The 23,506-nt window shown below is 68.7% G+C and carries 16 protein-coding genes and 2 pseudogenes; 5 read left to right on the top strand and 13 right to left on the bottom strand.

The window, feature by feature from the left end; translation table 11 throughout:
- Positions 1-191: 191 nt before the first annotated feature.
- The 9 genes from QMF80_RS23435 to QMF80_RS23475 form a co-directional block, all read right to left on the bottom strand.
- On the bottom strand, positions 192-3,224 hold the full coding sequence (locus tag QMF80_RS23435) for a Tn3 family transposase (protein WP_283456335.1): 3,033 nt from the start codon (positions 3,222-3,224) through the stop codon (positions 192-194).
- Between the two features lie 458 nt (positions 3,225-3,682).
- Complete coding sequence (locus tag QMF80_RS23440; RefSeq protein WP_283456337.1) at positions 3,683-5,932, bottom strand: hypothetical protein; 2,250 nt, start codon at positions 5,930-5,932, stop codon at positions 3,683-3,685.
- Complete coding sequence (locus tag QMF80_RS23445) at positions 5,919-6,305, bottom strand: hypothetical protein (protein ID WP_283456339.1); 387 nt, start codon at positions 6,303-6,305, stop codon at positions 5,919-5,921. Before QMF80_RS23445 ends, QMF80_RS23440 begins: the two co-directional genes overlap by 14 nt.
- 17 nt (positions 6,306-6,322) lie before the next feature.
- A complete protein-coding gene (locus QMF80_RS23450; RefSeq protein WP_283456341.1) occupies positions 6,323-7,810 on the bottom strand; it encodes a PrsW family glutamic-type intramembrane protease in 1,488 nt (495 codons plus the stop codon).
- 44 nt (positions 7,811-7,854) lie between these two features.
- Positions 7,855-8,238 carry a hypothetical protein gene (locus QMF80_RS23455; RefSeq protein WP_283456343.1) on the bottom strand — a complete coding sequence of 128 codons (384 nt, stop codon included), beginning with the start codon at positions 8,236-8,238 and terminating at the stop codon, positions 7,855-7,857.
- Between the two features lie 361 nt (positions 8,239-8,599).
- Positions 8,600-9,331, bottom strand: coding sequence for a hypothetical protein (locus QMF80_RS23460; protein WP_283456344.1), 732 nt, complete (start codon positions 9,329-9,331; stop codon positions 8,600-8,602).
- The gene (locus tag QMF80_RS23465) at positions 9,324-14,048 is read right to left on the bottom strand and encodes a putative T7SS-secreted protein (protein ID WP_283456346.1); all 4,725 of its coding nucleotides are present in this window, start codon (positions 14,046-14,048) and stop codon (positions 9,324-9,326) included. Before QMF80_RS23465 ends, QMF80_RS23460 begins: the two co-directional genes overlap by 8 nt.
- Entirely contained in the window at positions 14,048-14,605 is a 558-nt protein-coding gene (locus QMF80_RS23470; RefSeq protein ID WP_283456348.1) for a hypothetical protein, read from the bottom strand. Before QMF80_RS23470 ends, QMF80_RS23465 begins: the two co-directional genes overlap by 1 nt.
- Complete coding sequence (locus tag QMF80_RS23475) at positions 14,605-15,069, bottom strand: SseB family protein (RefSeq protein ID WP_283456349.1); 465 nt, start codon at positions 15,067-15,069, stop codon at positions 14,605-14,607. The genes QMF80_RS23470 and QMF80_RS23475 overlap by 1 nt, the downstream gene beginning before the upstream one ends.
- A gap of 136 nt (positions 15,070-15,205) precedes the next feature.
- On the opposite strand from QMF80_RS23475, the pseudogene QMF80_RS23480 reads away from it, so the two are divergent.
- Together QMF80_RS23480 and QMF80_RS23485 are read left to right on the top strand one after the other, a co-directional pair.
- Positions 15,206-15,559, top strand: a pseudogene (locus QMF80_RS23480) (helix-turn-helix domain-containing protein); the annotation flags it as partial.
- A complete protein-coding gene (locus QMF80_RS23485) occupies positions 15,556-15,690 on the top strand; it encodes a hypothetical protein (protein WP_283456352.1) in 135 nt (44 codons plus the stop codon). The pseudogene QMF80_RS23480 and the gene QMF80_RS23485, both read left to right, overlap by 4 nt.
- A 106-nt stretch (positions 15,691-15,796) precedes the next feature.
- Here the strand turns inward: QMF80_RS23485 and QMF80_RS23490 are convergent, their stop codons facing one another.
- Together QMF80_RS23490 and QMF80_RS23495 are read right to left on the bottom strand one after the other, a co-directional pair.
- Positions 15,797-16,252 (bottom strand): hypothetical protein, encoded by a 456-nt coding sequence (locus QMF80_RS23490; protein ID WP_283456354.1) that lies wholly within the window; start codon positions 16,250-16,252, stop codon positions 15,797-15,799.
- On the bottom strand, positions 16,249-17,496 hold the full coding sequence (locus QMF80_RS23495) for an RHS repeat-associated core domain-containing protein (RefSeq protein WP_349372232.1): 1,248 nt from the start codon (positions 17,494-17,496) through the stop codon (positions 16,249-16,251). Before QMF80_RS23495 ends, QMF80_RS23490 begins: the two co-directional genes overlap by 4 nt.
- Positions 17,497-17,991: 495 nt before the next feature.
- Between QMF80_RS23495 and QMF80_RS23500 the strand changes: the two are divergent.
- Positions 17,992-18,759, top strand: a pseudogene (locus tag QMF80_RS23500) (IS5 family transposase).
- Between the two features lie 380 nt (positions 18,760-19,139).
- On the opposite strand, the gene QMF80_RS23505 reads toward QMF80_RS23500, so the two are convergent.
- Positions 19,140-19,937, bottom strand: a complete 798-nt coding sequence (locus tag QMF80_RS23505; RefSeq protein WP_283456365.1) for an AraC family transcriptional regulator — start codon at positions 19,935-19,937, stop codon at positions 19,140-19,142.
- A 211-nt stretch (positions 19,938-20,148) separates the two neighbouring features.
- Between QMF80_RS23505 and QMF80_RS23510 the strand changes: the two genes are divergently transcribed.
- Together QMF80_RS23510 and QMF80_RS23515 are read left to right on the top strand one after the other, a co-directional pair.
- Positions 20,149-20,859: an alpha/beta fold hydrolase gene (locus QMF80_RS23510; RefSeq protein WP_283456355.1), complete on the top strand. Its 711-nt coding sequence runs from the start codon at positions 20,149-20,151 to the stop codon at positions 20,857-20,859.
- 147 nt (positions 20,860-21,006) lie between these two features.
- On the top strand, positions 21,007-22,236 hold the full coding sequence (locus QMF80_RS23515) for a transposase (protein WP_283456366.1): 1,230 nt from the start codon (positions 21,007-21,009) through the stop codon (positions 22,234-22,236).
- A gap of 123 nt (positions 22,237-22,359) precedes the next feature.
- Here the strand turns inward: QMF80_RS23515 and QMF80_RS23520 are convergent, their stop codons facing one another.
- A complete protein-coding gene (locus tag QMF80_RS23520) occupies positions 22,360-23,472 on the bottom strand; it encodes a magnesium and cobalt transport protein CorA (protein WP_283456357.1) in 1,113 nt (370 codons plus the stop codon).
- Between the last annotated feature and the right edge of the window lie 34 nt (positions 23,473-23,506).

Below are 23,506 nucleotides of genomic sequence, written 5' to 3' on the forward strand. Positions count from 1 at the left end.
GGCTACACCGCCGCGGCGGACACCCGCACCGCCAGGGTCTTCTCGTCATCCGGATTCACCTCGACACAGAAGCCCGCGGCGGTCAGCGCCTCGCCGTACAGACCCAGCTCGGCCAGTGCCTCAAGTGGTCCTGCTATCCCTTCCGGCTGTATCTCGGCTGACCCTCCCGAGGGCTCCGCCGGGTCCTTCCCTCACCCGGCGGGCATCTGCTCGGCGGACCCCGCCTCACCCACCGCCTCGCCATCGGCGGCCGGGACCGGGCCCAGGTCCAGACGGCGCGTCATGTCCAGCTCGAATCGCCCGTACGGGTTCACATGCGTCCACCACAGCGGGGACAGAGCCCGGCGGTCGGCCTCGGTCAGCAGGTCGGCCCATTTCGGCTCGGCCAGGACCTGCTGCATCAACAGCGTGTTGACGTGGACGAGACTGCTCTGGAGGAGGTGGAGGGCCAGCATGGAGACCTCCTGGCTCTCCTTGTCATCGCCCGTCAGGTCGCCGTCCTTGCCATAGAAGAAGTCCGCGTTGGCCGAGTTCCAGTTCTCCACCACCTGCAGGCCCTCGTGGATCTCCTTGCGCATCTCCTCGTCGCTGAGGTAGTCACAGATGAACGCCGTGCGCACGACCCGCCCCAGTTCCTCGATGGCCTGATAGGTCGGGTGCTTGGGCCCGCCCTTGGTGAACCTGCGCAGCACCTGCTCGGCCTCGGCGGTGCCCAGCCGCAGGGCGGTGGTGTACTTCACGATCTGGTCATACTGCTGGGCGATCAGGTCCCAGTCGATGGTCTTCCCGGAGAGCACCGGCGCCAGCGTGGGCCAGTTCCCGTCCTCACCGGCGGCCGGCCGGTACAGCCGGGCGCGCCCGATGTTCTTCAGCCTCGGCATCAGCCGGAAGTCCAGCATGTGCGCGAACGCGAACCCCACGATCGAGGCGCCGTGGGTGTCGGTGTACTGCCGGTCGACCTCCATATCGGTGCAGTGCCGCAGCACGCCCTCGATCATCGAGGCGACCTCGGAGGCCGAACAGGACTTCAGCTGGGAGTAGATGCACACCGATTTCCGCTCCACGTGCCAATAAATCATCACCCCCGGTCCCCGGTACCGCTGGTGCCACTCCGTCATGAAGTTCGAGGACCACGCGCCGAACTTGCGGCTGTCCGAGGCACACGCCGTCCCGCTGCCCCACCACCCCTCCTCACGCACCGCGAAGGTCGCGTTGACCAGCTTCACCAGCGCGGCGCGCATATTGCCCCGGTTCACGAACAGGTGTCGCACCCGGCGCAGGGTGGCCTCCGACTCGCCGTGCCTGCCGGTCACCGCGACCCGCTTGATCCCCATGTTCGTGCCCAGTCCGAACAAAACTAGGAGCAGGCGTCGCCGCAGCACCTCGCGCGAGAGGTTCTCGCGGGTCGCCACCGTGGTGAACTCCGAGATGAAGTCGGTATCGAACTCGGCATATTTCAAGATGTCCAGGAGGTCGATGGTCCCCCATCGCCTCTGCACCTCGGTTTTGATCGCGGTCAGGTTCTCCGGCTCCTCCTGCTTGGGCCGCGGCGAGACCTTGATCCACCCCTCGCCGTTCCTCTTCACGATCGCCACGCCGCCGGTGGTGTCCTCCACCAGCGCCTTCTCCAGCCGGTCCAGGGCTTCGCGGTGCTTCTTCTTCAGCGCCGCGATGAACACCCCCGCGTCCAGGGGCTTCTGGATCGCGTCGTAGTGCACGTCCCGGTTCTCCTCGAAGTCCTGCGGCAGGTCGTCCTCCGGATTGCGCCACCGGTTCGCCCCCACCACCCATATCTCCCGGCGCCGCAGCGCGTCGCGCAGGGCCACCAGCACGCACAGCTCATACGGGATCCGCTCGACCCGTCCCTTGTCGTCGACCACCGCCGCCCGCCACTGGTCGGGCACCACCCCGTCCAAGGGAACCGTCTCGGCCGCGTCGAAGAACGCCCCCTCCTTCGCGATGGGCTGTTCCAGATACCGCTGGAGCAGGTCGATCGCGTCCATCACCGGCCGGTAGGCGGTGTTGTTGCACTTGAGCGTCAACGCCCGCAGCAGCGGCGTGAGCATCCTGCGCCAGTGCGAGGAATAGGCCGACCGCAGCACGGTACGCACCCGGGCCTTGTACTTCGCCTCGTTCGCCGCCGCCTCCGCCGCCAGCGCCTTGAGCGTCCTCTCACTGACCACCGGGAAGATCACAGAGCGGACCGTGCCCGACGGCTGGGCCAAGGACGCCTCGGCGACCCGCAGCATCATCGCCTCCTTGCCCCGCACCTTCTTCAGCTCGTCCGTCAGCTCCTTGTCGACCTTCCGCTCCGCCCTGGTGTTGATCTTCAGCACGAGCTGGGTGAACAGTTCCACCAGCGCATCGGTGATCTCGGTGTGCCGCACGTGGCACAACGCGGCCAGCAGCGTCAGGCGCATCGGCGGATGCATCCGCGCCATGTTCGCCGGGTACTCCTTCGAGGCCCGCGCCCGCCAGGCGTCCACCTGCTTCTCCGACACGTCCGCGAACAAGTCCGCCGGCATCTCCAGCCGGCGCACCCGCTGAAGCTTGTCGACCTCCGCGAACAAACTCTCCAGCCCCGGCGCCCCCGGGTCCGCCTTCAACTCGGTGAAGAACGACCGCCCGCCGCCCACGCTCCCCGCCTCCCCGGCCCCCTCCTCGCCCTCGCCCGGGTCGAGCAGGTCCTCCAGCCGGGAGCGGGTCGCATGCGAGAGCCGGTCCACGGTCCGGCGGCAGAACCGGGCATCGAAGTCCCGCGCCGCCTTCGCCACCAGCCGCCGCACCCTGGCAGGCGCGGGCGGCTCGATGCGGTCGTTGCGGCACCGCGCCACCACCGCCTCCGCCAGCCGGTCCCGGGACATCTCCACCCCGCACAGCTCCGCGCTCAGCCACTCGGCCAGGTTCTCCTGGTCTTGCTCGGTGGACTCCCGGAAGCCGAACGCCTCACGGATCTCCGCCCGGTGACGGGTAGCCGCCCGGCCCTGCCAGTCGTACGACGCCCACTCCTGCGCCGGCACCTTCACCTGCTGGGCCACATACGCCACCGCGGCGGCCGGAACCTCCTTGTCGGACTCCGGGAACCGGGCCTCGACCTCGAAGAACTTCAGCAGCATCGCGAAGCCCAACCGGTTCGCACCGGACTTGTTCCGCAGCTTCTTCGTATCGTCTTCGAGCAACGTCCAGACCTCGATCAGGTCCTCCGGCTCCCAGTCCTGCCGCACGCGCACTCCCTTGCCCAAGCCGATGATCGCCACATCATGGCGAGTACAGGTCAGACATCGGGGGGATTGCGCGGAACCGTGGCCAGACGGTTACGTTCTGCTACCTGTCGGGCAGCGTCAGCTATACGAGAACCGGGCCGTGGAGGAGGAGCAAGGGGAGGGCTGTTATGCCGCCAGGCGGCTCTTGGGTCACGCACTCCCAGACTCCAGAGAGTGCGTCCCGCACGGCCTCCTCGGCGGGTGCGGCGGCAGCTGGATCTTGTACTTGGCTGACAGGTTCGCTGCGACATGCAAGCGGATGGGCCCGCCGTCCGCGCGCTGGTCGTTGGCATGGGCGCCCGGGACCGTCGTTGTGTCGGGTGTGACCAGTTCGGTCGGCGTTCCGAGAGTGTCCGTGATGACGCTGCCTCAACGGCCTCGTGGCTCTGCCCGCACCGGGATGGGTGCGGGCCCGCGGCTCATGAGGTCTGTTGTCCGCGGCCGGAGCCGCTGCGGATGCCGAAGGTGACCACCGCCAGCGCGCCAAGGAGCAGGATCAGGATGCCGGTGCGGCCGGTCGCGAACTCACGGATCGCGTCCGAGGTCCTGGACCACAGGCTGCTGGGCGGTGATGTGGCCGTCTCGCCCAGCCAGATGGACCCGTTCGGGTCGGAGGCGGGGTGGTCCTTCGATGCCTTCACCGTCTGCGGCAGTTGCGGATGCATGCTGTTCATCTGCGCCGCGCTGATCGGGGTGGTGTTCAGCTTGCTGAAGTCGACCCCGCCGAACACCATCGTGGACGTGATCGTGGTGTCGCCTTCCTGCGTGGTCTGCTTGTACGTGAACTCCCCACTTTCGATGGAGTGGACATAGCTGTCGAACACCTGCCGAGGCCGCCAATCGCCCTGGAGTTTGGCCGGGCCCAGGTCTCCTGAGTCGATCAGTTTGTCGAAGGAGGTGCTGTGGCCTTCCTGGTGCCGTTTGCGGATCCACTGAGCCACGATGCGGGCCAGGAAGGCGCGTCGCAGCGGCGCGTACTCCGGCGCGGTGTTGACCGCTTCGGCGATTTTGGGCACCACCATTGTCTGTTCCAGCTGCTCGTTGCGCGCGTCGCTCTCCGGACCCGCCTCGCACGACTGGGGCAATCCACTGATGTGCTGGGCCTTCGCGTTCACGGCGAGAGATGATCTGAGTATGTAGAGCGATGCGCCGTCCTCGCGTACCTGGACGTCGCCGGGCACGATCCACAGCCTTGACGAATAGCACGACTTCCCCGAGGGGCCGCTCAGCGCTTTCCAGTAACGCGCGCCGAAGTCGGTGTTGGGATCGAGGAGCTTGCCCTCGGTGCGCTTCATCTGAAGGTCTGCTTCGAGGAGCGCCCGGCCGGCATTCGTCCGGCCGAGATCGCTGTCCACGATCCTGTCCGGCTCCGTCGGGTTGAGATTGACCCAGAACTTGCTCGGGTCCAGCGTTAGCCAGGCCCTCAGGTCCGCCACGCTGTTCCCCAGCACGTCGAGGCCTGAGTCCATGTCCTGCTGGAGCCCGGGCGCGGCCGGTCGTCCCGAGAAGGAGTACTGCACGCCTCCGGAACCGGGGTCGTCGGACAGGTACCGCATTTCGAGGGTGGAGAAGTCCACGCCCCCATAGTCGTTCGACCCGAGCGCCTTGCCGAGGCCGCCCGACGAGGCTCCGCTCGACGGGGGGCAGGGGGCAGCCATGGGCAGCGCCGCCGCCATCGCCACGACCCGGCCGCCGCTGAGGGGTGCACCCCCGAGCAGACCCGCTGCCCCGGTGCCGCACTCCGGCTGAAGCCCCAGAGCCGCCTCGCGCTCCTGCTCCGCTTTTCGGCTCTTCTCCCTGCGCAGCTCGGCAGTCGCCTTACCCATGACACTCTGCGTGATCCCCACGGAAGCCTTGGAGTCGGAGCTTCCCATGCGCCCGTAGTAGGAGATCGCGAGCTTGTACCGGAAATCCCGAGTCTGTTTCTCGCACTTGTTGAGGCAGGGACTGTTCTCGCTTGCCAGCCCCAGCGACGACCTCGCCAAGATCCTTTCTGTCAGCTCCTTGGCTTCGGCGTCACTGACACCCTTCGACATCGCTTTGATACTCAGCGGCGCGGCGGCGCGGATGCGCGCGAGGGGAATTTCTTCGGAATGGGCATCTTGATACACGTTGCTCGTCGAGACTTCCAGCAGGCTGCTGGCCTGCTTCACCCCGAGCTCCTTGTAGAGTTCCTGGTTGCCTGCGTAATCGGCAGACTTCGCGGCAATGCTGTAATCGTATTTGATGTCGAAGTTGGAATTAGCTGAATTGAGTACATTCAGCATGTCCTCGCGAAACTTGTCCGCACGAAACCAGGGGGGATCCGTTTCATCCCGCAGCGAGGGGAAGTCGAACCACTCGACAGATACGTTCCCAGGACCGGTGCCGAACCTCGTGCGCGCCGCGACGAGCCTGCGCCCCAGCGGGTTCCGGAGCAGTTGCCCGGACGCTGCCTCCAACTGCTGGTCGGTGTCCACACTTGTGCCCGGCGGCACGATGAGGCGTACCCCGTTGGAGTCCGTGAAGGGCGGGGGCGGGGGCGGGGGCTCTGCGAACGCTCCCGGCGCGCCGGACGTGAGGGTGATGACCGCTGCGCCGAGGAGTGCGGCAAGGCGTCGCCACCGGCCTGGAGGTGAGCCAGCGCCGGTCCAACGCCCCGTCAGCGGTCCCTGCTCAAGGATGCGCACCGTCGTCTCCTGGCTGGCTGGCACCGGGTTCGCTCGCGGGCGAGACCGTGCCCGCAGCCTCTAGGTAGGTGGTCAGCGCCTGGCCCGGGGAGGACGATCCCGTCGACGCCGCGCCCCGCTTGAAGGCCCTGGTGCCGGCGGCGGCCAGGGCGCCCACGGCCAGGAGAGCCACGATCGCGGAGCCGGTGAGCGAGGTGCCGTTGGTGCACACTCGGCCGCTGCCCAAGCGAAGGTCCTTGGCGTTGAAGTTCATCTGTGGCTTGTAGCCATAGCTGACGGTGCAGGCCGATGCCGGCTGCGGGACCAGGAGCAGCAGGAGAAACGCCATGGGGACCGCTCCGGCGATGACACGGGCTGCGCGTACGCTCAGCACGGCGAATCCGCGGCCGGTCATGAGGTCGCCGCCGAGCGGGCGTTCGTCTTCAAGCGCATCACCTTCGCACGCAATTGGTCACCCTTTTCGCGACTCGCCATGTCGTCCATGGGGTCCGATGGGTCCGCCTGTCGCAGTCGCCAGCCGGCCAAGTCCAGCTGAGCGGACTGCACGCGGAGCAGCGCCAGCGCCGCTGTCCGCCCGTATTGACGCCAGGTGCTCGCCAGCGCCCAGAGCCGCAGCGCAGGATCGCTCAGGAAGGGCACCTCCCCGGGGGTGATGGCCGCGCCCGCCCCCGCCTCGGCCGACAGCGCGACGCGCGACGCCGAGGCCCGCACGCGCCTCCCGTTCGCCAGCAGGAGGATGGCCAGCACGATGAACGGTGCCTGCGGGAGCAGCCACAGGAGCGGGGAGACGACCAGGGTGTCGACTGCCGAACCGACCACGATGTGGTCACCGGCCAGGTGTGAGAGCCACGCCGACAGGGTTTCGGTGGCCACGGCGCCGCCGATCGAGGCCGCGAGGGCTGCCCCGGCGATCAGCCTGCGCTGTCTGCGCCGACGTGCCTGGGCTGCGAGGCCGAGCCCGGCCCCGAGCAGCGCACCGAACGCCACCTGACCGCCGAGTAGCCCGATCGACTGCCGGATCCAGTACTCGAAGCCGCCTGTCACCCCGGTGAACGAGCTCATCGCACCGTAGAGCCGGATGAACAGGATGCTCTCGACGAAGGTGTACCCGAGCCCGACAGCGGCCCCCAGCACGAGACCGGTCATCGCATCGGAGACCCGGCGCCGGAACAGGAGCAGGATCAGCACCACGCCCGCCGCGACGAGCAGCGCGTTCACGACGTTCAGATGCAGGATCAGTAGATCGATCACGCGGTAGAGGGACGTGAGGTGTCCGGTGGGGTCGAGGGACGATCCCGAGCCCTTGAGCAGGTAGCCGTAGAGGGTCGCAAACGCGAGTCCGGTGTAGGCCCGGCCCAGCCCGAACACGATGAACGCCCCCCAGCCGAACGCGGTCAGGAGTACCGACAGCGGCAGCCGGGCGAATCTCTGGCCGTGGTGCAACAGCCACAGGACGAACGCCGTGCTGGGCACACAGGCGAGAGCCGTCAGCGGATACGTGGCGACGATCGCCAGCGCCATCAACGCGAACGGACCCAGGAGGGCCGCCAGGGTCGCCCAGGTGAGAACCACGGCCCGGCGGCCTTGCGGGCGCGTGATCGCCGCGAACACCTGGAGCGCCGCGCCCACCGCGATGCCCGCCATCACGGCCCAGAAGACGGCCTGGGGCATGGACAGGAGCCGGTCGAACGAACCGAGTGGCCCTTGCTGCATCTGCTGGGAGATCGACTTCGGCAGCTTGTAGAAGATCGACACTGTCGGCTCGTCCGGCAGCAGATGCGGCCGGAAGACGTTGAGCAGTAGTTCCAGGAGGTACAGCGCGATCGCCAGCCGGGCGATCAGCAGTGCCTGGCCCCTCGCCCGTGCGTTGTCGCGCATGCGCCTGGGTGCGGCCGAGGCCGTAGGTGTCGGCAGGCCGTCGGTCACGGTGCACCGCCCGGAACGGCCGGCGCACCGGGCAGACCGGTGGGAAATTGAGAGAGCAGGCCCGTCGGAAGGCTTGTGGGAAAGTCCGTCGGAAGGTCTGTCGGAAAGTCCGAGGGAAGCGGGGTCGGTAAGCCGCCCGGTAACGAAGGTGCGGAGGGGAAGCCGGACGGGAAGCCGGACGGGAAGCCGGACGGGAGCCCCGGATGTGGCGTCAGGCCCGGAAGGGGGATCGGCAGGGTGGGGAGCTCGGGATCGTTGAGCCCACCCAGACTGACCACGAGAGACACCCCCAGCAGCACCACGCCGATGAGCGAGCCGATCGCCACCAGCAGCACCTGTGGATGCGGCACATCGCCGGCCACGTCAGTCACGCGAGTCATATGCGAAGTCCTTGGTCGTTCTGTACACGTCCGTGACCTTCGGGAGGGCGTCCGGGCGACCCGGTGCGCAACCTCATCTGCCCCTCCTTTTGCGTCAACTCCCCTCATGTAAAGAGGACTTGTCGGGCCATGACGTCACCGCGCTGTGCATGGAAGGCTATCCACGGGGTGCGTAGGAGTACAGACGGCCCCGGGTCCCGCAGGAAGTTGGCGAGAAGGCGTCGGTGTACCCCCACTCCCACCTGCAGGCGAGAAGGAGCAGGCCTGTTCACGGCGAACGGGGGTGAACGGCCCACAGACATGGAGGATCCCGTCCGGTCGATGGACCGGGCGGGATCCTCCGCTGTTCCCGTCTCGGCGGTTATCCGGCCGCGCGGTCCAGGAGGGGGGCCGCCCAGGCCGGGAGGCTGGACGGGGCCGGGTGGGCCGGACGGGGGTCCGTCGTGATGCCGATGCCGCCCGCCGGGTCGCCGTACGTGAAGCGGTCCGACCACCACAGCCAGGAGCGGACGAACAGGGCGGCGCTCCACGCCAGGGCGAGGGCGCCGCGCTGGTCCGGGGTCTCGTACCAGTAGCTGGTGAGCACCACCGCGCGGGAGACCGCCTCGTCCGTGTCGGCCGGACAGGAATCGGCGGTGAGCCCGGCGGACAGGACGGACGCGGCGAAGCGGTTGTCCGCGAGCAGCCCGCCGACATCGCCGACGACCGCGTCCACGAGGTCCGCCGGGAGGTCCAGGGCGTACTCCTCCAGCCGTGCCAGGAGTTCGGGCAGCGCCGGATCGGCGGCCGTCTCCGGCCCCGGGACCACCCGCAGGTCGTCCAGCAGCCCGGTGGCCTGCGCGGGCCGGGCGGCCAACAGGTGTACATAGGCCAGCGCGCGCAGGGTCTGCCAGCGGCACAGGGTGTCCAGCAGAGCGATCCGCGAGGCGCGGAAGGCCAGCCGCACCGGCCAGTCGGCCGCCCGGACCCGGTGCCCGAGCGCCCGCAGGTCCGCGGGCACCGGGGCGGGGAAGACCAGTCTCCGGCCGGGATCGTAGGACGGCTTCGATCGGTAGCCCGGCCACTGCCGCGCTCCAGGGTCCTCGCTACTCATTGACCTCATCCGGATTCGGGGTTCGCCACTTCGCCGCGTCCTTGCCGTCGCGCGGAGTGATGTAGTTCGAGAGGTCCTTCTCCTCGATGTGGTAGGCGTGGATCATATGGTCCTGGCGGATGATCACCACCGGATTGCCGGCGCCGTCCCGCAGACCGCGGTCGATGATGATCCGCGCTCCCGACACATCGTCCACGTAGTTGGCCGGTGCGCGCAGCTGGCCGTTCAGGTACTTCTCCAGCTTCGCTTCGTCGGCCCCGATGCCCGACAGGTAGTGGTTCGCCTTGCCGCTCTCCGCCTCGTTGAGCTGGTGGTCGACGCCCTGCGCCGTCCGGGTGCTGTCCGAGTACGGAGCCAGTCCGAACGGGTCGCACCACTGGTGCGGGTTCGAGACGTACGCCGACGGGTTCTGCGCCGGGGCGAGGCCCAGCGGGTCCGGGCTCAGGTAGCGAGCGGTCTCGGGGTCGTACGAACGGAAGTAGTTGTAGTGCAGACCCGATTCGGGGTCGAAATACTGGCCGGGGAAACGCAGCGGGGTGTAGGCGGTGGAGTCCCGGCTCCAGGCCGTGGAGCCCCACAGGGTCGACCGGCCGCGCCAGGCCAGCGCTCCCCGCTCGTCGACGAGCTCGGTGGGCGCGCCCACCAGGTCGGTGACGATGGCGTAGAACCGCTCGTCCACCACCTCCTGGGATGCGGTCAGGATCCGTTCGGTCTGCGCCAGCGGCCGCAGACCCCGGTGGTCCCAGGTCACGGCGATCCCGTTGGCGCCCTCCGCCGTGGTGGTGGTCTGCTCGCACAGCAGGTTCCCGTCCCAGGTGAAGACCGTGCGCTCGGCGACCTCCAGGCCGTCGGCCGTCATCCGCTCCTTGGCCGTGCGGCGGCCCAGCGCGTCGTACGCGTACCGCCAGCGCGTGCCGTCGGGGGTGGTCACGGCCGTGATGCGGTCGTCGGCGTCCCACTCGTAGCGCCATGTGTCGGGCTTGCGCGAGAGCCGGGCCTTCTGCCGCAGCACGACCCGTCCCAGGGCGTCGTACTCGTGGCGCACCCGGCCCGCCGTCAGCAGCCGGGTGCCCGCGTAGGCGCGGGGGCCGGTGGCGTCCTGCCCGCCGGGGTGGGAGCCGGGCCAGGAGGCGGAGGCCTGGTTCCCCGCCTCGTCGTAGGCGTACCGCTCGGTCCAGTTCTCCGCGTGCACGGCCGTCACCCGGCCGCGCGGGTCGAGATCGAAGGTGCGCGGGCCGGCCAGCAGGTCGTCGATCCCGGTCAGCACTCCGTCGTCCCGGTAGGTGTACCCGCGGCGCTGGAGGACGCTCTCGCCGGCGCCGGTCAGCAGCTGGCCCGTCAGTCGGCCCGCCGCGTCCCAGCCGCTGCTCAGGGTGACCACGTCGCCGTAGGTACGGGTGAGCTCCCGGCCCGCCGCGTCGTGGGCGAAGCCGATCCGGCGCCCCGCCGTGGTCAGGGCGTCGGGGCGGCCCGCGGCGTCGAACGACCAGGCGGCGGTGGCACCCGTCGGCGTGGTCCGGCCGGCGCGGCGGCCCGCGGCGTCGTACGCGTGGACGAGCCTGCGGCCGTCGACCGCTTCCTCCAGCAACCGGCCCGTTCGGTCCCGCAGCCGGGTCAGTACGCAGTCCCCGCGCACCGCGACCGCGAGCTGGTCGAAGACGTCGTACTCGTACGTGGTCACCGTGCCCGCGGCGTCCTTGCGGACGGGCCGGCCCAGCGCGTCGCGCTCGTATGTGACCACCTGCCCGAGCGCGTCGCCGCGACTCAGGAGTTGGCCCGCCGCGTCGTACTCATACCGCAGCGTCCGGCCGTCGAAGTCCGTCTCCGCGACGAGCTGCCCCGCCGCGTCGTACACGTACTCCCAGGTCAGGCCCTGGGGGTTGCGCACGCCGGTGAGTCGCAGCCCTGCGTCGTAGGTGTACTCGTGGCGAGAGCCGTCGGCGTCGGTGCGGGCCGAGACCGCGTCGAAGTGTGTGTACTCGAAGCGCACCGGGCCGCCGCTCGGGCCGTCCGCACGGGTCAGGCAGTTGCCCTCGCCGTCGTAGGTCCAGGAGCGGTCGTCACCGCCCGGGGCGCTGCGGTGCAGCGGTTTGCCCTCCACCGACCACCGCGTGCGCGTGACCGCGCCGAGCGGGTCGCGGACGGCGGTCGTCCGCCCGAAGGCATCGCGCTCGTACGTGGTCGTGGCGCCGAGCCGGCCGGTGACCGCGACGGGCAGCCCCGCCCGGTCGGTGCGGACCCGGGTCACCGCGCCCAGCGGGTCCGTGACCGCGGTGATGTGGCCGAGCTCGTCGTACGCGATGCGGGTGACGGACCCGTCGGCCCGGGTGACCGAGGTGCGGTTGCCGCGCCCGTCGTAGGTCTGGCGGACGACGCTGCCGTCCGGGGCGATCACCTTCACCGGGCAGCCGAGTTCGTCGTACTCCGCCCTCGCCTCCCGGCCGTCCGGGCGGATCACCGAGACGAGCAGGCCCCGGTCGTCGTACGTGCTGTGCGTGGTGCGGCCGAGCGGGTCGGTGCTCGACGTCGGCCGGCCCCGGCCGTCGTACGCGTAGCGGGTGACCGCGCCGAGCGGGTCGGTCTCGGCGACCACCCGGTAGCGCGCGTCGAACAGGTAGCGCCGGGTGTGGCCCTCAGCGGTGGTCATGCGCGTCATGCGCAGGCCGGTCGTCGCGTCCACCTCGTCGTAGCCGAAGGTGAGGGCGATGTGGCCCGCCTCGCCGGCCTCCGCGACACAGCGGTCCAGCTCGTCGTACGCGTACGCGTAGCGGCTGCCGTTGGTGTCGGTCCAGGAGGTGATGCGGGCCCGGTCGTCGTAGGTGAGACGCAGCGGCAGACCGGAGGAGTTGGTGATCTCGGTCAGGTGCCCTTCGGTGTAGCCGTACGCGAGGATCCGCGGGCCGCCGGCCAGGTGGAGGGCGGTGATCCGGCCGTCCGCGGTCTCGAAGCGCAGGTGTTGGCCGCCGGAGTGGGTGATGCCCAGCGGGGTGCCGTGGGCGTCGTACTCGAAGGTGATCAGGTTGCTGTTGCGGTCTTCCAGCTGGGTGATCGCCGCGAGGCCGTACGCGTGGTCGGACGCGTGGTCGGACGTGCGGTCGCGGGCCTGCTCGGGGCCCTGCCCGTACCCGTACGCGTCGCCGTACCGACCGTCGGCCATCAGGGCGAAGCGGCGGACGTGGCCCGTCGCGGGGTCGGTCAGCGTCCAGTCGCCGTCCGGGGTCCGCTCCAGCGGGTGGGGCGGGGCCGACGCGGACACCGGGAGGACCGCAAGGCCGGGCGCCGGGTGCGGGTAGCCGACGACGAGGCCGTCCTGCGTCACCAGGACGACGCCCTCGGCATCGATCTCCAGGTGCTGGTCGATCGTGGACGCCCAGGTCGGTCCGAACCAGCGGCCCGCCGTGTAGCCGGACTCCGCGCGGCGCGTGAAGACGAGCGGAAGGGTGCCGGGCAGGACCACGTCCGTCTGCGGCAGGTACATCCGGCCGGTGGCGAGGTCGACCGGGTCGGTGTACTTGCTGGGCTTCTCCAGGTCCGGCCGCTCGTCCGGGTGCGGGCCGCGCTCGCCCAGGCCCGTGCGCCCCGGGCCCTTCTTGCCGTCGTCGAGGTGTTCGAGGTCCCTGGCGCCCTTCGCGCCCGCGCCGATCTCGCCCAGGCCCTTGTCGGCGAGGAGCTGCGGGATCAGCTTGCCGATGCCCTCGGAGGGGTCCTTCATGAACTCGTCGAGCATCTGCTTGCCGGCACCCCACGGGTCGTTGACCGCGGTGACCAGGCCCGCGGCCGTCGAGTTCAACTGCGTCGCGTACTCGGCCGGGTGGGTGAGGTTGTACGGGTCCGTCGGGTTCAGCGAACGGGCGAAGTCGACCATGTCGGCGGCGCCCTTGATGACACCGCCCGACAAGTGCGTTTTGGCGAGGTCCAGATAGTCCATGCCGTCGCCGAACTGCTTGGCGTACGAGGGCTTGGGCGGAGCCGCGTCGCGGGCCGCGCGGACCGCCGTACGGACCGTCTCCGCGACCTCGTTGCGCTGCTTGCGCGCGCCGTCGAGTTTGTCCTGGGCGGCCGTCGCCAGGGCCGGGCCCGGATCGGTGAAATCCTCCGAAGGCCTCGACGGCAGCGGGTCCTTCTTCGCCTTGAGCGCGTCGTTGTAGGTGTCGACCAGCTTGTTGTGCGCGTTGCGGGCGTCGGTCGAGACCTTCTTCGCGTGGTCGTAGGCCTCCAGGGCCTCCTTCGCCTGGCCCTGCGCCCACTCCACCGTCTCCGCGAACCGCGCCATCGCGTCCGCGGCCTTCCCGAAGGACTCCGCCGCCTTGAACCACTGCGGCGGCTCCTTGGCCACCGTCTCGCGGAAGGCGTCCGCCGTCTTGCCCTTGAGGCCGTCGGGGTCCGTCATGCCCTTGAGGCCGTTGCCGACCAGCGTGAAAGAGCGCTCGAAGTCGCTCAGGTGCGAGATCTGAGCCCGGATCTTGGAGACGCTGCCGTAGACCAGCTTCCTCGGGTCGTCCGTCTGCCCGAGCTCCATCTCGGAGACGTCGGCGCCCAGTTGGTTGGCGGCCGAGCGGCTCTTGTCGCGGATCCAGTCGCCGGCGTCGTCCAGACCGACCTTGTCGGCGAGCCCGGCCACCTTGTCGCCGGTCCATTCGATCGCGTCGCCGACATCCTCGGTCCGGTCCTCGAACCAGTCCTCGACCGGATCGGGAATGAAGTCCCCGAGCCCCATCAGCCCTTGCCCCCCTCGACCTGGTCCAGCAGATCCTTCAGCGAGCCGATTTTGCCGGTGGACGTCAGCTTGTCACCGGTGTCGGACCAGGTCTTCCCGATGTCCTTGGCGCCCTTCTCGAACGACTCGGCGCTGTAGTCCGGCTTGTAGACGTCGGCCCGGAAGATGTCGCCCCAGTCCTTGTTCGCCACCTCCTCGTCAGAGGCGTGCGGATTGCCGTACGCGGCGTTCGCCACCACCTTGAAGGCGCCCTGGACGTAGTGGTCCTCCTCCCAGATCGTGCCGGCGGCGATACCGAGGGAGTGCGCGAGGGTACTGGCGTTCTGCACGAGGCTCCGTACGCCCCACTCCCAGCTCTCGCAGAAGTCCTCGAAGTCCTTGGACAGGCCCATGTGGCCCGCTTCCATGCCCGTCATGGCCAGGTCGCTGAAACCCGCGCCCTGGGCGGCACCCGCGGCGTCGCTGGATTCACGCAGCTCCCCGATGGCCGTGCGCAGGCCGTCCTGGACCGCCTTGACCGCCTCGGGGGAGACTACGAGGTCCCCGTCGCCCGCCATCAGGAGGCATCCGTTCGGTCGGCGTCCACGGCGTCCACGGCGTACGCGGCTCCCGCGGCGTCCACGGCGTACGCGTCAGGGACGATGCCCGAGACCGGTGGGAAGAACATGGAGCCGTCCGCGTCGGCCACGTTGACGACCACGCCCGCCGGGCCACCGACCATCGGGACGACGGCGTCGGTGAGCCGGGCTCCGAGGACCGCGAGGTACTCCCACTCCCGGTCGGCGTCCGCGCGCGCCACCGCGAACCGGGCCAGGGCGTCTTCGTCCGTGAAGGCGTAGAGCCAGCGGACCCCGCCCGTGACGGCCGACATCAGACCGCCGTGGGATCCGTCGGTGTCCTGTGAGCCCGCGGCGCCGTCGGCTAGCGGGACCAACAGGACAGCGCGGCGGAATTCGCCCAGCAGGCGCGCCGGGTCACCCCCGCCTCCGCGGATCGCGGCTATCTCCACGGTCAGTTCCATGACGCATGACCCCCTTCGGGAGATCGGCTCCCGCAGCAAGATACGTGCGCCCGGCCCCCGGCGGTTCCGTGAGGGCGCATCGAATCTCGCCGACCGCGCGGCCGCGGCCCCGGGACGCCGCCGGAACGCCGCCGTCTGGGCCAACTTCCGCCAGGTCAACGTCACTCTGCACCAGATCAGCGCCGCCGTGTCCTTCGGCGGCGCCGGCATCGCCCTCGACGCCGCCCGGCCGCCCGCCCGCTCATGCGCCGCCACATCCCGGTCCCCCGAGCGCCGGGCCGCCCTGTGGGTGGAAGCCGCGCGAGCCTACGCGCAGCAGGGCCGCCTCGCCGACGGCTGCCGGGCCCTGCGGATCGCGGAGACCTGCGCGGCCCAGGACGTACGGCGCCCGGCCGTCCGGGACCTGGTCGCCGACATGGCGGCCCGGGACCGCCGTCGTACGCTGCCAGAGCTCCACCACTTCAGCCGCCGACTGGGAGTACCCGCGTGACCGGGCCGCAGCGCAAGCTGTTCCTGTACGTCGTCGTCTGCGCGGCCGGGAAGATCCGCTTGGTCAGGCTTGTGAAGCTCACGACTGGCCATCATCGTTTCAGTCGCCTGTACGTCAAGGCCCTTTGTTGAAATGCTTACCGAGAGTCAGGCGTCAAGTTTCGGCGCTCCCTTGAGTCTATGTTTCCAGTCACGTCTTGATCGGAGATTTCTCATAGATGCAAATCGCCGCTCCTTATTACACGACACCCCACACGGCTTCAAGTTCCTGGCAGTGAACGATGATCGACGCATCTGTCAGCGCAATTTCATGGATACAGCCCTCTTGCCGAGGAAGGATCTCGTCGAGCAGCACTGTATCAGCCTGCATCCAGTCAATCGATTGGTCATAGTCGATCGAGAAATGCGAGACCCCGGAGTACTGAATCCGAAGGCCGGATTCGTGCTTCCGTTGGTTGGGGGCGAACTCGATAGCCAGAACTCCGCGCTTGTCCGTCGGCACCGAGATGCTCGCTAGTTCGAGGTCCTTTACGCAACGGCTACTACGCATGCTGTAGTGCCCCGCGTCGGAGGCAAAGGCCCAGGCGCCCATAGGCAACGCGTCCCGCAGCTGCGGAAGCTCGGCTAGGTAGGCACTCGAGTCCAGGTTGAATCCGTGGATCTCTGAATCCCAGTCCGCCTTTACAAATTTCATTTACAACCTTCCGATGCAAGACGAGGGCGCTGCCGTTTATCTCCGGAGACGTCCTCGGTCCCCTTCGGGCCGATTCGCCCGGTCAGCCGCAGGGTGTCGACAGCTCTCCCCTTAAGTGCGTTCTCTACGCTGGGTGGTACGTCGACATCTGCGGCTGTCGTGCCGTGCTTGTTGAACCAGTCATCGCTACCATAAATACCCACCTCTCGGCCTGATTTATCGTAGACGTGAATTTCAAAATCTGTACCCTTCGTTCCTTCTTGCCATTTATCCAATCGTCCTCGATACCCTTGACCGAGGTCCAGCGGATCCTTCGGTCCTCGTGCAGCAAGCCCCAGGGGGTCGGTCCAGCTCAACGCGTTCACAACGTAAGCGTGGTGGTTGGGGCTCGGTTCCAGGCTCATGGGGTCGGCGCTAATGTACCTGGCGGTTTCTGGATCGTAGTAACGGAAGAAGTTGTAGTTCAGGCCCGTTTCCGGGTCTGCGTATTGGCCGGGAAACCGGAGTGGGCACTCTACGGATGTGGTGTCCGTGGAGGCGGGGAAGTTCGTGCCCCAGAGGGTGGTGCGGCGCTGCCAGGGCAGTTCTCCGTCGGGTGTGACCAGTTCGGTCGGCGTGCCGAGAGTGTCCGTGATGACGGCGTGGAAGCGGGTGCTGTAGTCAGTGGCCGCGGTGTCCTGGACCAGTTTGGCCAGCAGCGACGTTCCGGGCTCTCGGACGAGGGGTTTGTGGTTTGTCTGGGTGAGGGGGTGGTGGGTGCCGGGGGCGTAGTCCCAGGTAGTGACCTGGCCGTCGACTGTCTGCCGTTCGGCCAGGCGTAGGCCGTCCCAGGTGAAGTCTGTGCGGTCGGCGGCCGAGCCGTCTTCGGTCAAGCGGTGCTTGGAGATCCGGCGCCCCAGCGGGTCGTAGACGTACTGCCAGCGCTCGCCGGCCGGTGCCACTGCCTCGGTCAGGCGGTCTTCCGCGTTCCAGCTGTAGGTCCACGTCAGCCGCTGACCGCTGAGGAGCTTGCGGGTCTTGCGGATCAGGCGGCCTTGGGCATCGTGTTCGTACACTGTGCGGCTGGCGCTGCGGATGAGGGTGCCGGTGAATTCGCGGTCGTCGGCTGTTTCGTGGGCGGGGGAGGTGGCGTGTGTGAGGTTGCCCGCGGCGTCGTAGGCGTACGTCTCGGTCCAGCCGTGGGCTCGGACGCCCGTGACGCGGCCGATGCCGTCGAGATGGAACCGGCGGGTGCCCGAGGTCAACTCACGGATCTTGGTGAGGTAGCCGTCCTCGCGGTAGGCGTAGGTGCGGTGCTGAAGGAGGCGCCCGGCCTCGCCCGAACGGCTGGAGAGCGTCTGCTCGGTGAGGCGACGGGTGGCGTCCCAGCTCTGGGTGAGGCTGATGCCGCCGCCGAGGTGGCGCTCGGTCTCGCGGCCGGCGGCGTCGTACGCGAAGGTCAGTGAGCCGGCTTCGGTGTCGAGTCCGGCGGGGGCCCGGTCGGGTCGTAGGACCAGTGCGAGATGAGCTTAGACGGGGTGATTCGCCGGACTACACGGCCGAGCACGTCGTACACGTAGGCGGTCGTGCGGCCGTTGACGGTCTCCGTGAGCGTATGACCGAGCGCATCCAGCTCGATGGAAACCTCTGCGTCCGCGTTGGCCGTATGGATCAGATCGCCCGATGCACCGTAGGTGTACGTGGTGGCGTTGCCCTCGCCCGGGTGGTGGATCTACCGCTGTCCCGGGCAAGAAGTCGTCATGGTGCGCCGGCATGAACTGACGAATGCTCAGTGGGAACGGATAGCTCCGCTGCTGCCGGAGACCGGCGGGCCGGGTGGGCGGTGGGCCGATCACCGCACCGTGGTCAACGGTGTGTTCTACCGGACACGGACCGGGATTCCCTGGCGTGACCTGCCCGAACGCTACGGAACCTGGCAGACCGTCTACGAACGCCACCGTCGCTGGTCGGCCGACGGCACCTGGTCAGAAAGGGGGTGGCGAGCGCGTGGACGTAGATGGCCGCGAGGCCCTGGGACGCTCCCGGGGCGGACTGACCAGGAAGATCCACCTGCTGACCGACGACCGCTGCCGGCCCCTTCTCTGGCTGACCTCACCTGGTCGGCGCGGGACAGTCCGATGTTCATCCCGCTCATGCAGGCCCTGAACGTGGCCCGCACCGGGCCCGGGCGTCCTCGGACCCGGCCGGACCGGGCCCGCGGCGACAAGGCGTACTCCAGCCGCGCTTACCTGCGCAAACACGGGATCAAAGCAACCATCTCGCAGCCCGACCACCAACGCGCGAAGCGCCGCCGACGAGGCCGGGCCGGCGGCCGCCCGCCGGCCTTCGACCGCGAGCAGTACCGCCGACGCAACACCGTCGAACGCACCCTCGGCAAACTGAAACAGCACCGGGCCGTCGCCACTCGGTACGACAAACGCGACTACATCTTCAACGGCACCCTGACCACCGCAGCCATCAGGATCTGGCTCCGCGACCTCATCAAAGAGCCGTCAGACACTGCCTAGCCGCTCCATGAGCCTGTGGCAGCGTGCCCGCACGGCGAGCGGGGTGTTGGTCACGAGGCGTGACACCAGGTCGCCGTGCGGGCGCCTGGATATCAGCCCGTGGGCGTGGCGAGTTTGCTGCCCAGCGCTGGTCGGTGGCTAGGTAGACAAGTGGCTTTTCGCAGTCGAGGGTGTAGACGTTGCCGGCTGGTCGCCGGGCTCGACGAGTCTCGGTTTGGTCGTCGTGGGGCAACGTTTTGAGCCTGATCGTGCGGTCCTGGCTTGTCGCGTGGTCAAGCCGATGGCTGGTGCCGCCGCTGTAGTTGTGCGGGAATCGCGAGGCACACGGGGGTGATCTCCTGTCCGATCGCGGACCACAACGGCCCGGGTGTGAGTACGAATCACCCCGAGGACGCGACCACCGCCGGGAGTTGAGATGCGTGGGTGGTGGTGTGGCGACCGGTTCGGTAGCGGCCCGGGGTCGTTCCGATGATGTTGGTGAACGCTGCGATGAAGCTGCTGGGGTTGGCCCATCCGCAGGCGTAGGCGGTGTGGATGGTGTCGTGGCCGTCGGCGAGGAGCAAGAGCGCGTGGTGGATGCGTAGCTGCGTGCGCCACTCGTAGAAGGTCATACCGAGTTCGTTGCGGAACAGTCGGCTGAGGGTGCGGGTGCTGGCTCCGATCGTCTTCCCGAGTTCGGCCAGCGTGGCGTTGTCTGCCGGCGTCTCGTACAGCATCCGGGCGATGGATTGCAGTCGGTCGTCCTGTGGCTCCGGCAGGTGCAGTGGCTGTTCGTGTGCTTCGCGGAGTTCATCGACGAGGACTCGAAGGAGGCGAGAGCGCGCGGAGCGGCTGTAGCCGGGCGCGGCGTCGTCGTAGTTGCGGGGGCCGGTCAGGGCGAGCAGGACCTCGCGGGCGAGGTCGGAGGTCAGGAACACGGCGGGATGGTCTGGTATGAGCCGGGCGAGGGATGGCGCGAGAAAGACGATCCGCATATCGGTGGCGCCGTGGGCGCGGTGGTAGTGCGTGAACTCGGCGGGGGTCCAGGCGACCCGGTTGGCGGGAACGATCGACGTGCCGCGCTCGGTGTGAACTGCCAAGACGCCGCTGGCTGCGTATACCAGGTGTCCCCGTGCGTGCGACTGCGCTGCGCTTGTTTCGCCGGATGTCCAGAGGTGGCGCCCGCCAGACGGCCACATATGTGACGTCACACCGGCGTTCAGGCGAGGTTGGCGGCGAACAGGCATCAGTTGGCATCCTATCGGTAGCAGGCCACACCTTGCTCTGGTGACACTTCCTCCATGCGGAGTGGCCCTCGGTCGCGCGGAGCGCCCGACCGAGCCACACCGAGCCACATGTCATCGAGGCAGCGTGTCTCGATGCCGCGGCTTGAGAGAGAAGGAGAGACGCATGGCGACGTTCGTCCTCGTGCCCGGCGCGTGGAAGGGCTCCTGGTCGTTTGAGGCGGTGGTTCCGCTGCTGGAACGTGCCGGTCACACCGTTCACGCCCTGACCCTGACCGGTCTGCGGCCACATGACGACAACGCGACGGTCGCGACCGCCAATCTCGACACACACGCCAACGACGTACTGCGGCACCTCGATCGCAACCACATCACCAGCGCGACGCTGGTCGGCCACAGTTACGCAGGGATGGTGATCGCCGCCGCCGCCGACCGCGCTGTCGGCCGGATCTCACGACTGGTGCATCTCGACGCCTTCGTACCGCGCGACGGCGAGTCGTGGTGGTCGTCAACGAACGAGCACTTCCGGGAAGTTGTCGCTGTCGGCGCTGCTGCCACCGGCTACGCCGTCCGACCGCCGGACGGCGGCGATCCCCGCCGCCGCTCCCATCCCCTCGCCTCGTTCCTGCAGACAATCCGGCTCACCGGCACGCTCGCCCAGGTCCCCCGTCGGGAGTTCATCTACTGCTCGGGATGGGAAGACCGGACGCCGTTCGCTGAACTCCGCACCCGACTCCAAGCCGATCCCGAGTGGCAGGTCCACGACCTCCCAACCGGCCACGACGCCATGCACGAGGCCCCGGAGGCGGTCGCCGCACTACTGCTCGGCGATCGCATCGCGGATGCATCGACCCACAGACGACAGGCCTGCCATTGAGGGCCACACAAGCCCAGTTCATCCGGCCCCCAAGCATTCATCGTCGTCTGGGGCCACGACGTTCCCCGGGGGCCCACTTACTCCGCGCGCATGGCCGAGATCGGGGGGCCGAGTAGGGGGTGGACGAACGATCGGGAAGACCTCGACGTGCTTGACGCTCCCTACGACCGTCCCGACCTGACCACGTTCGCCCGGCTCGATACACTCGGCCTCGAAGTCACCGGGCAGTGGCTCGACCTGGATCGTGCAGTGCTGGCGTGCCGAGTCGTTGAGCCGGACCAGTGGTGCCGCCGGTGCGGCTGTGAAGGATCGCCGCGCGACACGGTGACCCGGCGGCTGGCGCACGAGCCGCTCGGCTGGCGACCCATCACCTTGGTGGTCACGATCCGTCGTTACCGATGCACCGGCTGCGGACATGTGTGGCGCCAGGACACCAGCCGAGCGGCCGAGCCACGCGCGAAGCTCTCGCGGCGCGGGCTGCGATGGGCGCTGGAAGGCATCGTCGTGCAGCACCTGACCGTGGCCCGGGTCGCGGAAGGGCTCGGCGTGGCGTGGAACACCGCGAACGACGCGGTGCTGGCCGAAGGCAAGCGCGTGCTGATCGACAAGAAGGGCCGGTTCGACGGCGTCCAGGTGGTCGGCGTGGACGAGCGTGTCTGGCGTCACACCCGTAAGGGCGACAAGTACGTCACCGTGATCATCGACCTCACGCTCGTGCGCGTCGGCACCGGCCCAGCCAGGTTGCCGGACATGGTCGAGGGCCGCTCCAAGCAGGCCTTCAAGACCGCCACCGCCGAGGAGCTCCCCGACGCCGTCACCGTCATGGACCCCTTCCATGTCGTGCGATTGGCCGGGGACGCCCTCGATCTGTGCCGGCGCCGGGTCCAGCAGGCCACGCACGGGCACCGTGGCCGCACGGGTGACCCGCTCCATGCCACCCGACGCACCTTGCACACCGGTGCGGACCTACTCACCGACAAGCAGGCCGACCGGCTGCGGAAGCTGTTCGCCACTGATGTCCATGTCGAGGTCGAGGCGACCTGGGGCATCTACCAGCGGATGGTCGCCGCCTACCGCGGACCCGACCGAACCCGCGGCCGCGAGCTGATGCAGAAGCTGATCGACACCGTCAGCGACGGTGTACCCGCCGCGTTGACCGAGGTCATCACGCTGGGCCGGACCCTGACCAAGCGCGCCCCCGACGTACTGGCCTACTTCGACCGGCCCGGCACGTCCAACGGACCGACCGAGGCCATCAACGGCCGACTCGAGCACCTGCGCGGCTCCACCCTCGGTTTCCGCAACCTCACCAACTGCATCGCCAGGAGCCTTCTCGAAGCCGGCGGGTTCAGACCGCAACTACACCCTCAACTGTGAAGAGCCAGACAAGTTCGTAGGGATCTATTCTCCCCAACTGCTCCCCAGGGCACGTCACGCGCTCGATTTTTTGGCGGTGCAGATGCACATTGAATAGGCGGGCGGTGTGGTTGGTTGCTGAATCTAGAGCCAGTGCCGACGTTTGAAGATGAGATACAAACTCATACAAACAGCCGCCATTAGGGCCACTGCGAAGGGGTATCCGAACACCCAGTGCAGCTCTGGCATGGCTTCGAAGTTCATGCCATAGACCGTCCCAACGAGTGTGGGTGCAAACAGGATGGCTGCCCAGGAGGAGATCTTCTTGATCTCCTCGTTCTGTTCGAAGCCCGCCTCTGCCAGGGCTCGCATTTCGGCGTTCTGTTGTTGGGAGACCAGGGTGGCGTTGACCGTCAGGATTTCGGTGAGGGCCTGGCGGAAGCCGTCCACGCGTTCGCTGGTGTGGGTGACGTGGTCCGCCACGTCGCGGAGGTAGCGCTGGAGTTCCTCGTCCGTGCCGTACTTCGCGAAGCCCGCCATCAGGCTGTGGAGCATCGCGACCAGGGGGCGGGTGGCGCGTTGGAACTCGACCATTTCGCGGGAGAGTTCGTAGATGCGGCGGGAGACCTCGGGGTCGCCGCGGAAGACCTCGGTCTCGATCTCGTCCATGTCGTTCTGGACGCCCTCGACGACCGGCGCGTAGCCGTCGACCACGTCGTCGAGGATCGCGTACAGGGCGGCCTCCGGTCCCAGGGCCAGGAGTTCCGGGGTCTTCTCCATGCGGCGGCGGACCGCAGGGAGGTCCGGGGCCGCCCCGTGGCGGACTGTGATCAGGAAGTCGGGGCCGATGAAGATGTGCAGTTCGGCGAAGTCGACCTCCTCCAGGGCGTCCACGTAGCGGGCCGCGCGCAGGACGACGAACAGCGTGTCGCCGTAGCGCTCCAGCTTGGGCCGCTGGTGGGCCTCCAGGGCGTCTTCGATGGAGAGCGGGTGGAGGTTGAACTCCGCTGCGAGGGAGTGGAGTTCGGGCTCGGTGGGCCGGTGCAGGCCGATCCATGCCATGCCGCCGGGCTGCTCGCGCAGGAGCCGGAAGGTCTCCGCCAGGCTGGCCGGGGAGGCCACCCGCCGCCCCCCGTGGTAGACGGCCGAGTCGACCACGCTCCGGTGACCGGGGCCGGGCCCTGGGTCGGCCCCGGTGTCGGGGCCTTGGGGGGAGGGGGGCGGCGTGGGGCGGCGGCGGTCGGGGCGCTCCGGCATCGCGGCTCAGCTTCCGGTGGGAGGGGGTGTGGGG

Source organism: Streptomyces sp. G-G2 (assembly GCF_030063135.1).
Lineage (GTDB): Bacteria > Actinomycetota > Actinomycetes > Streptomycetales > Streptomycetaceae > Streptomyces.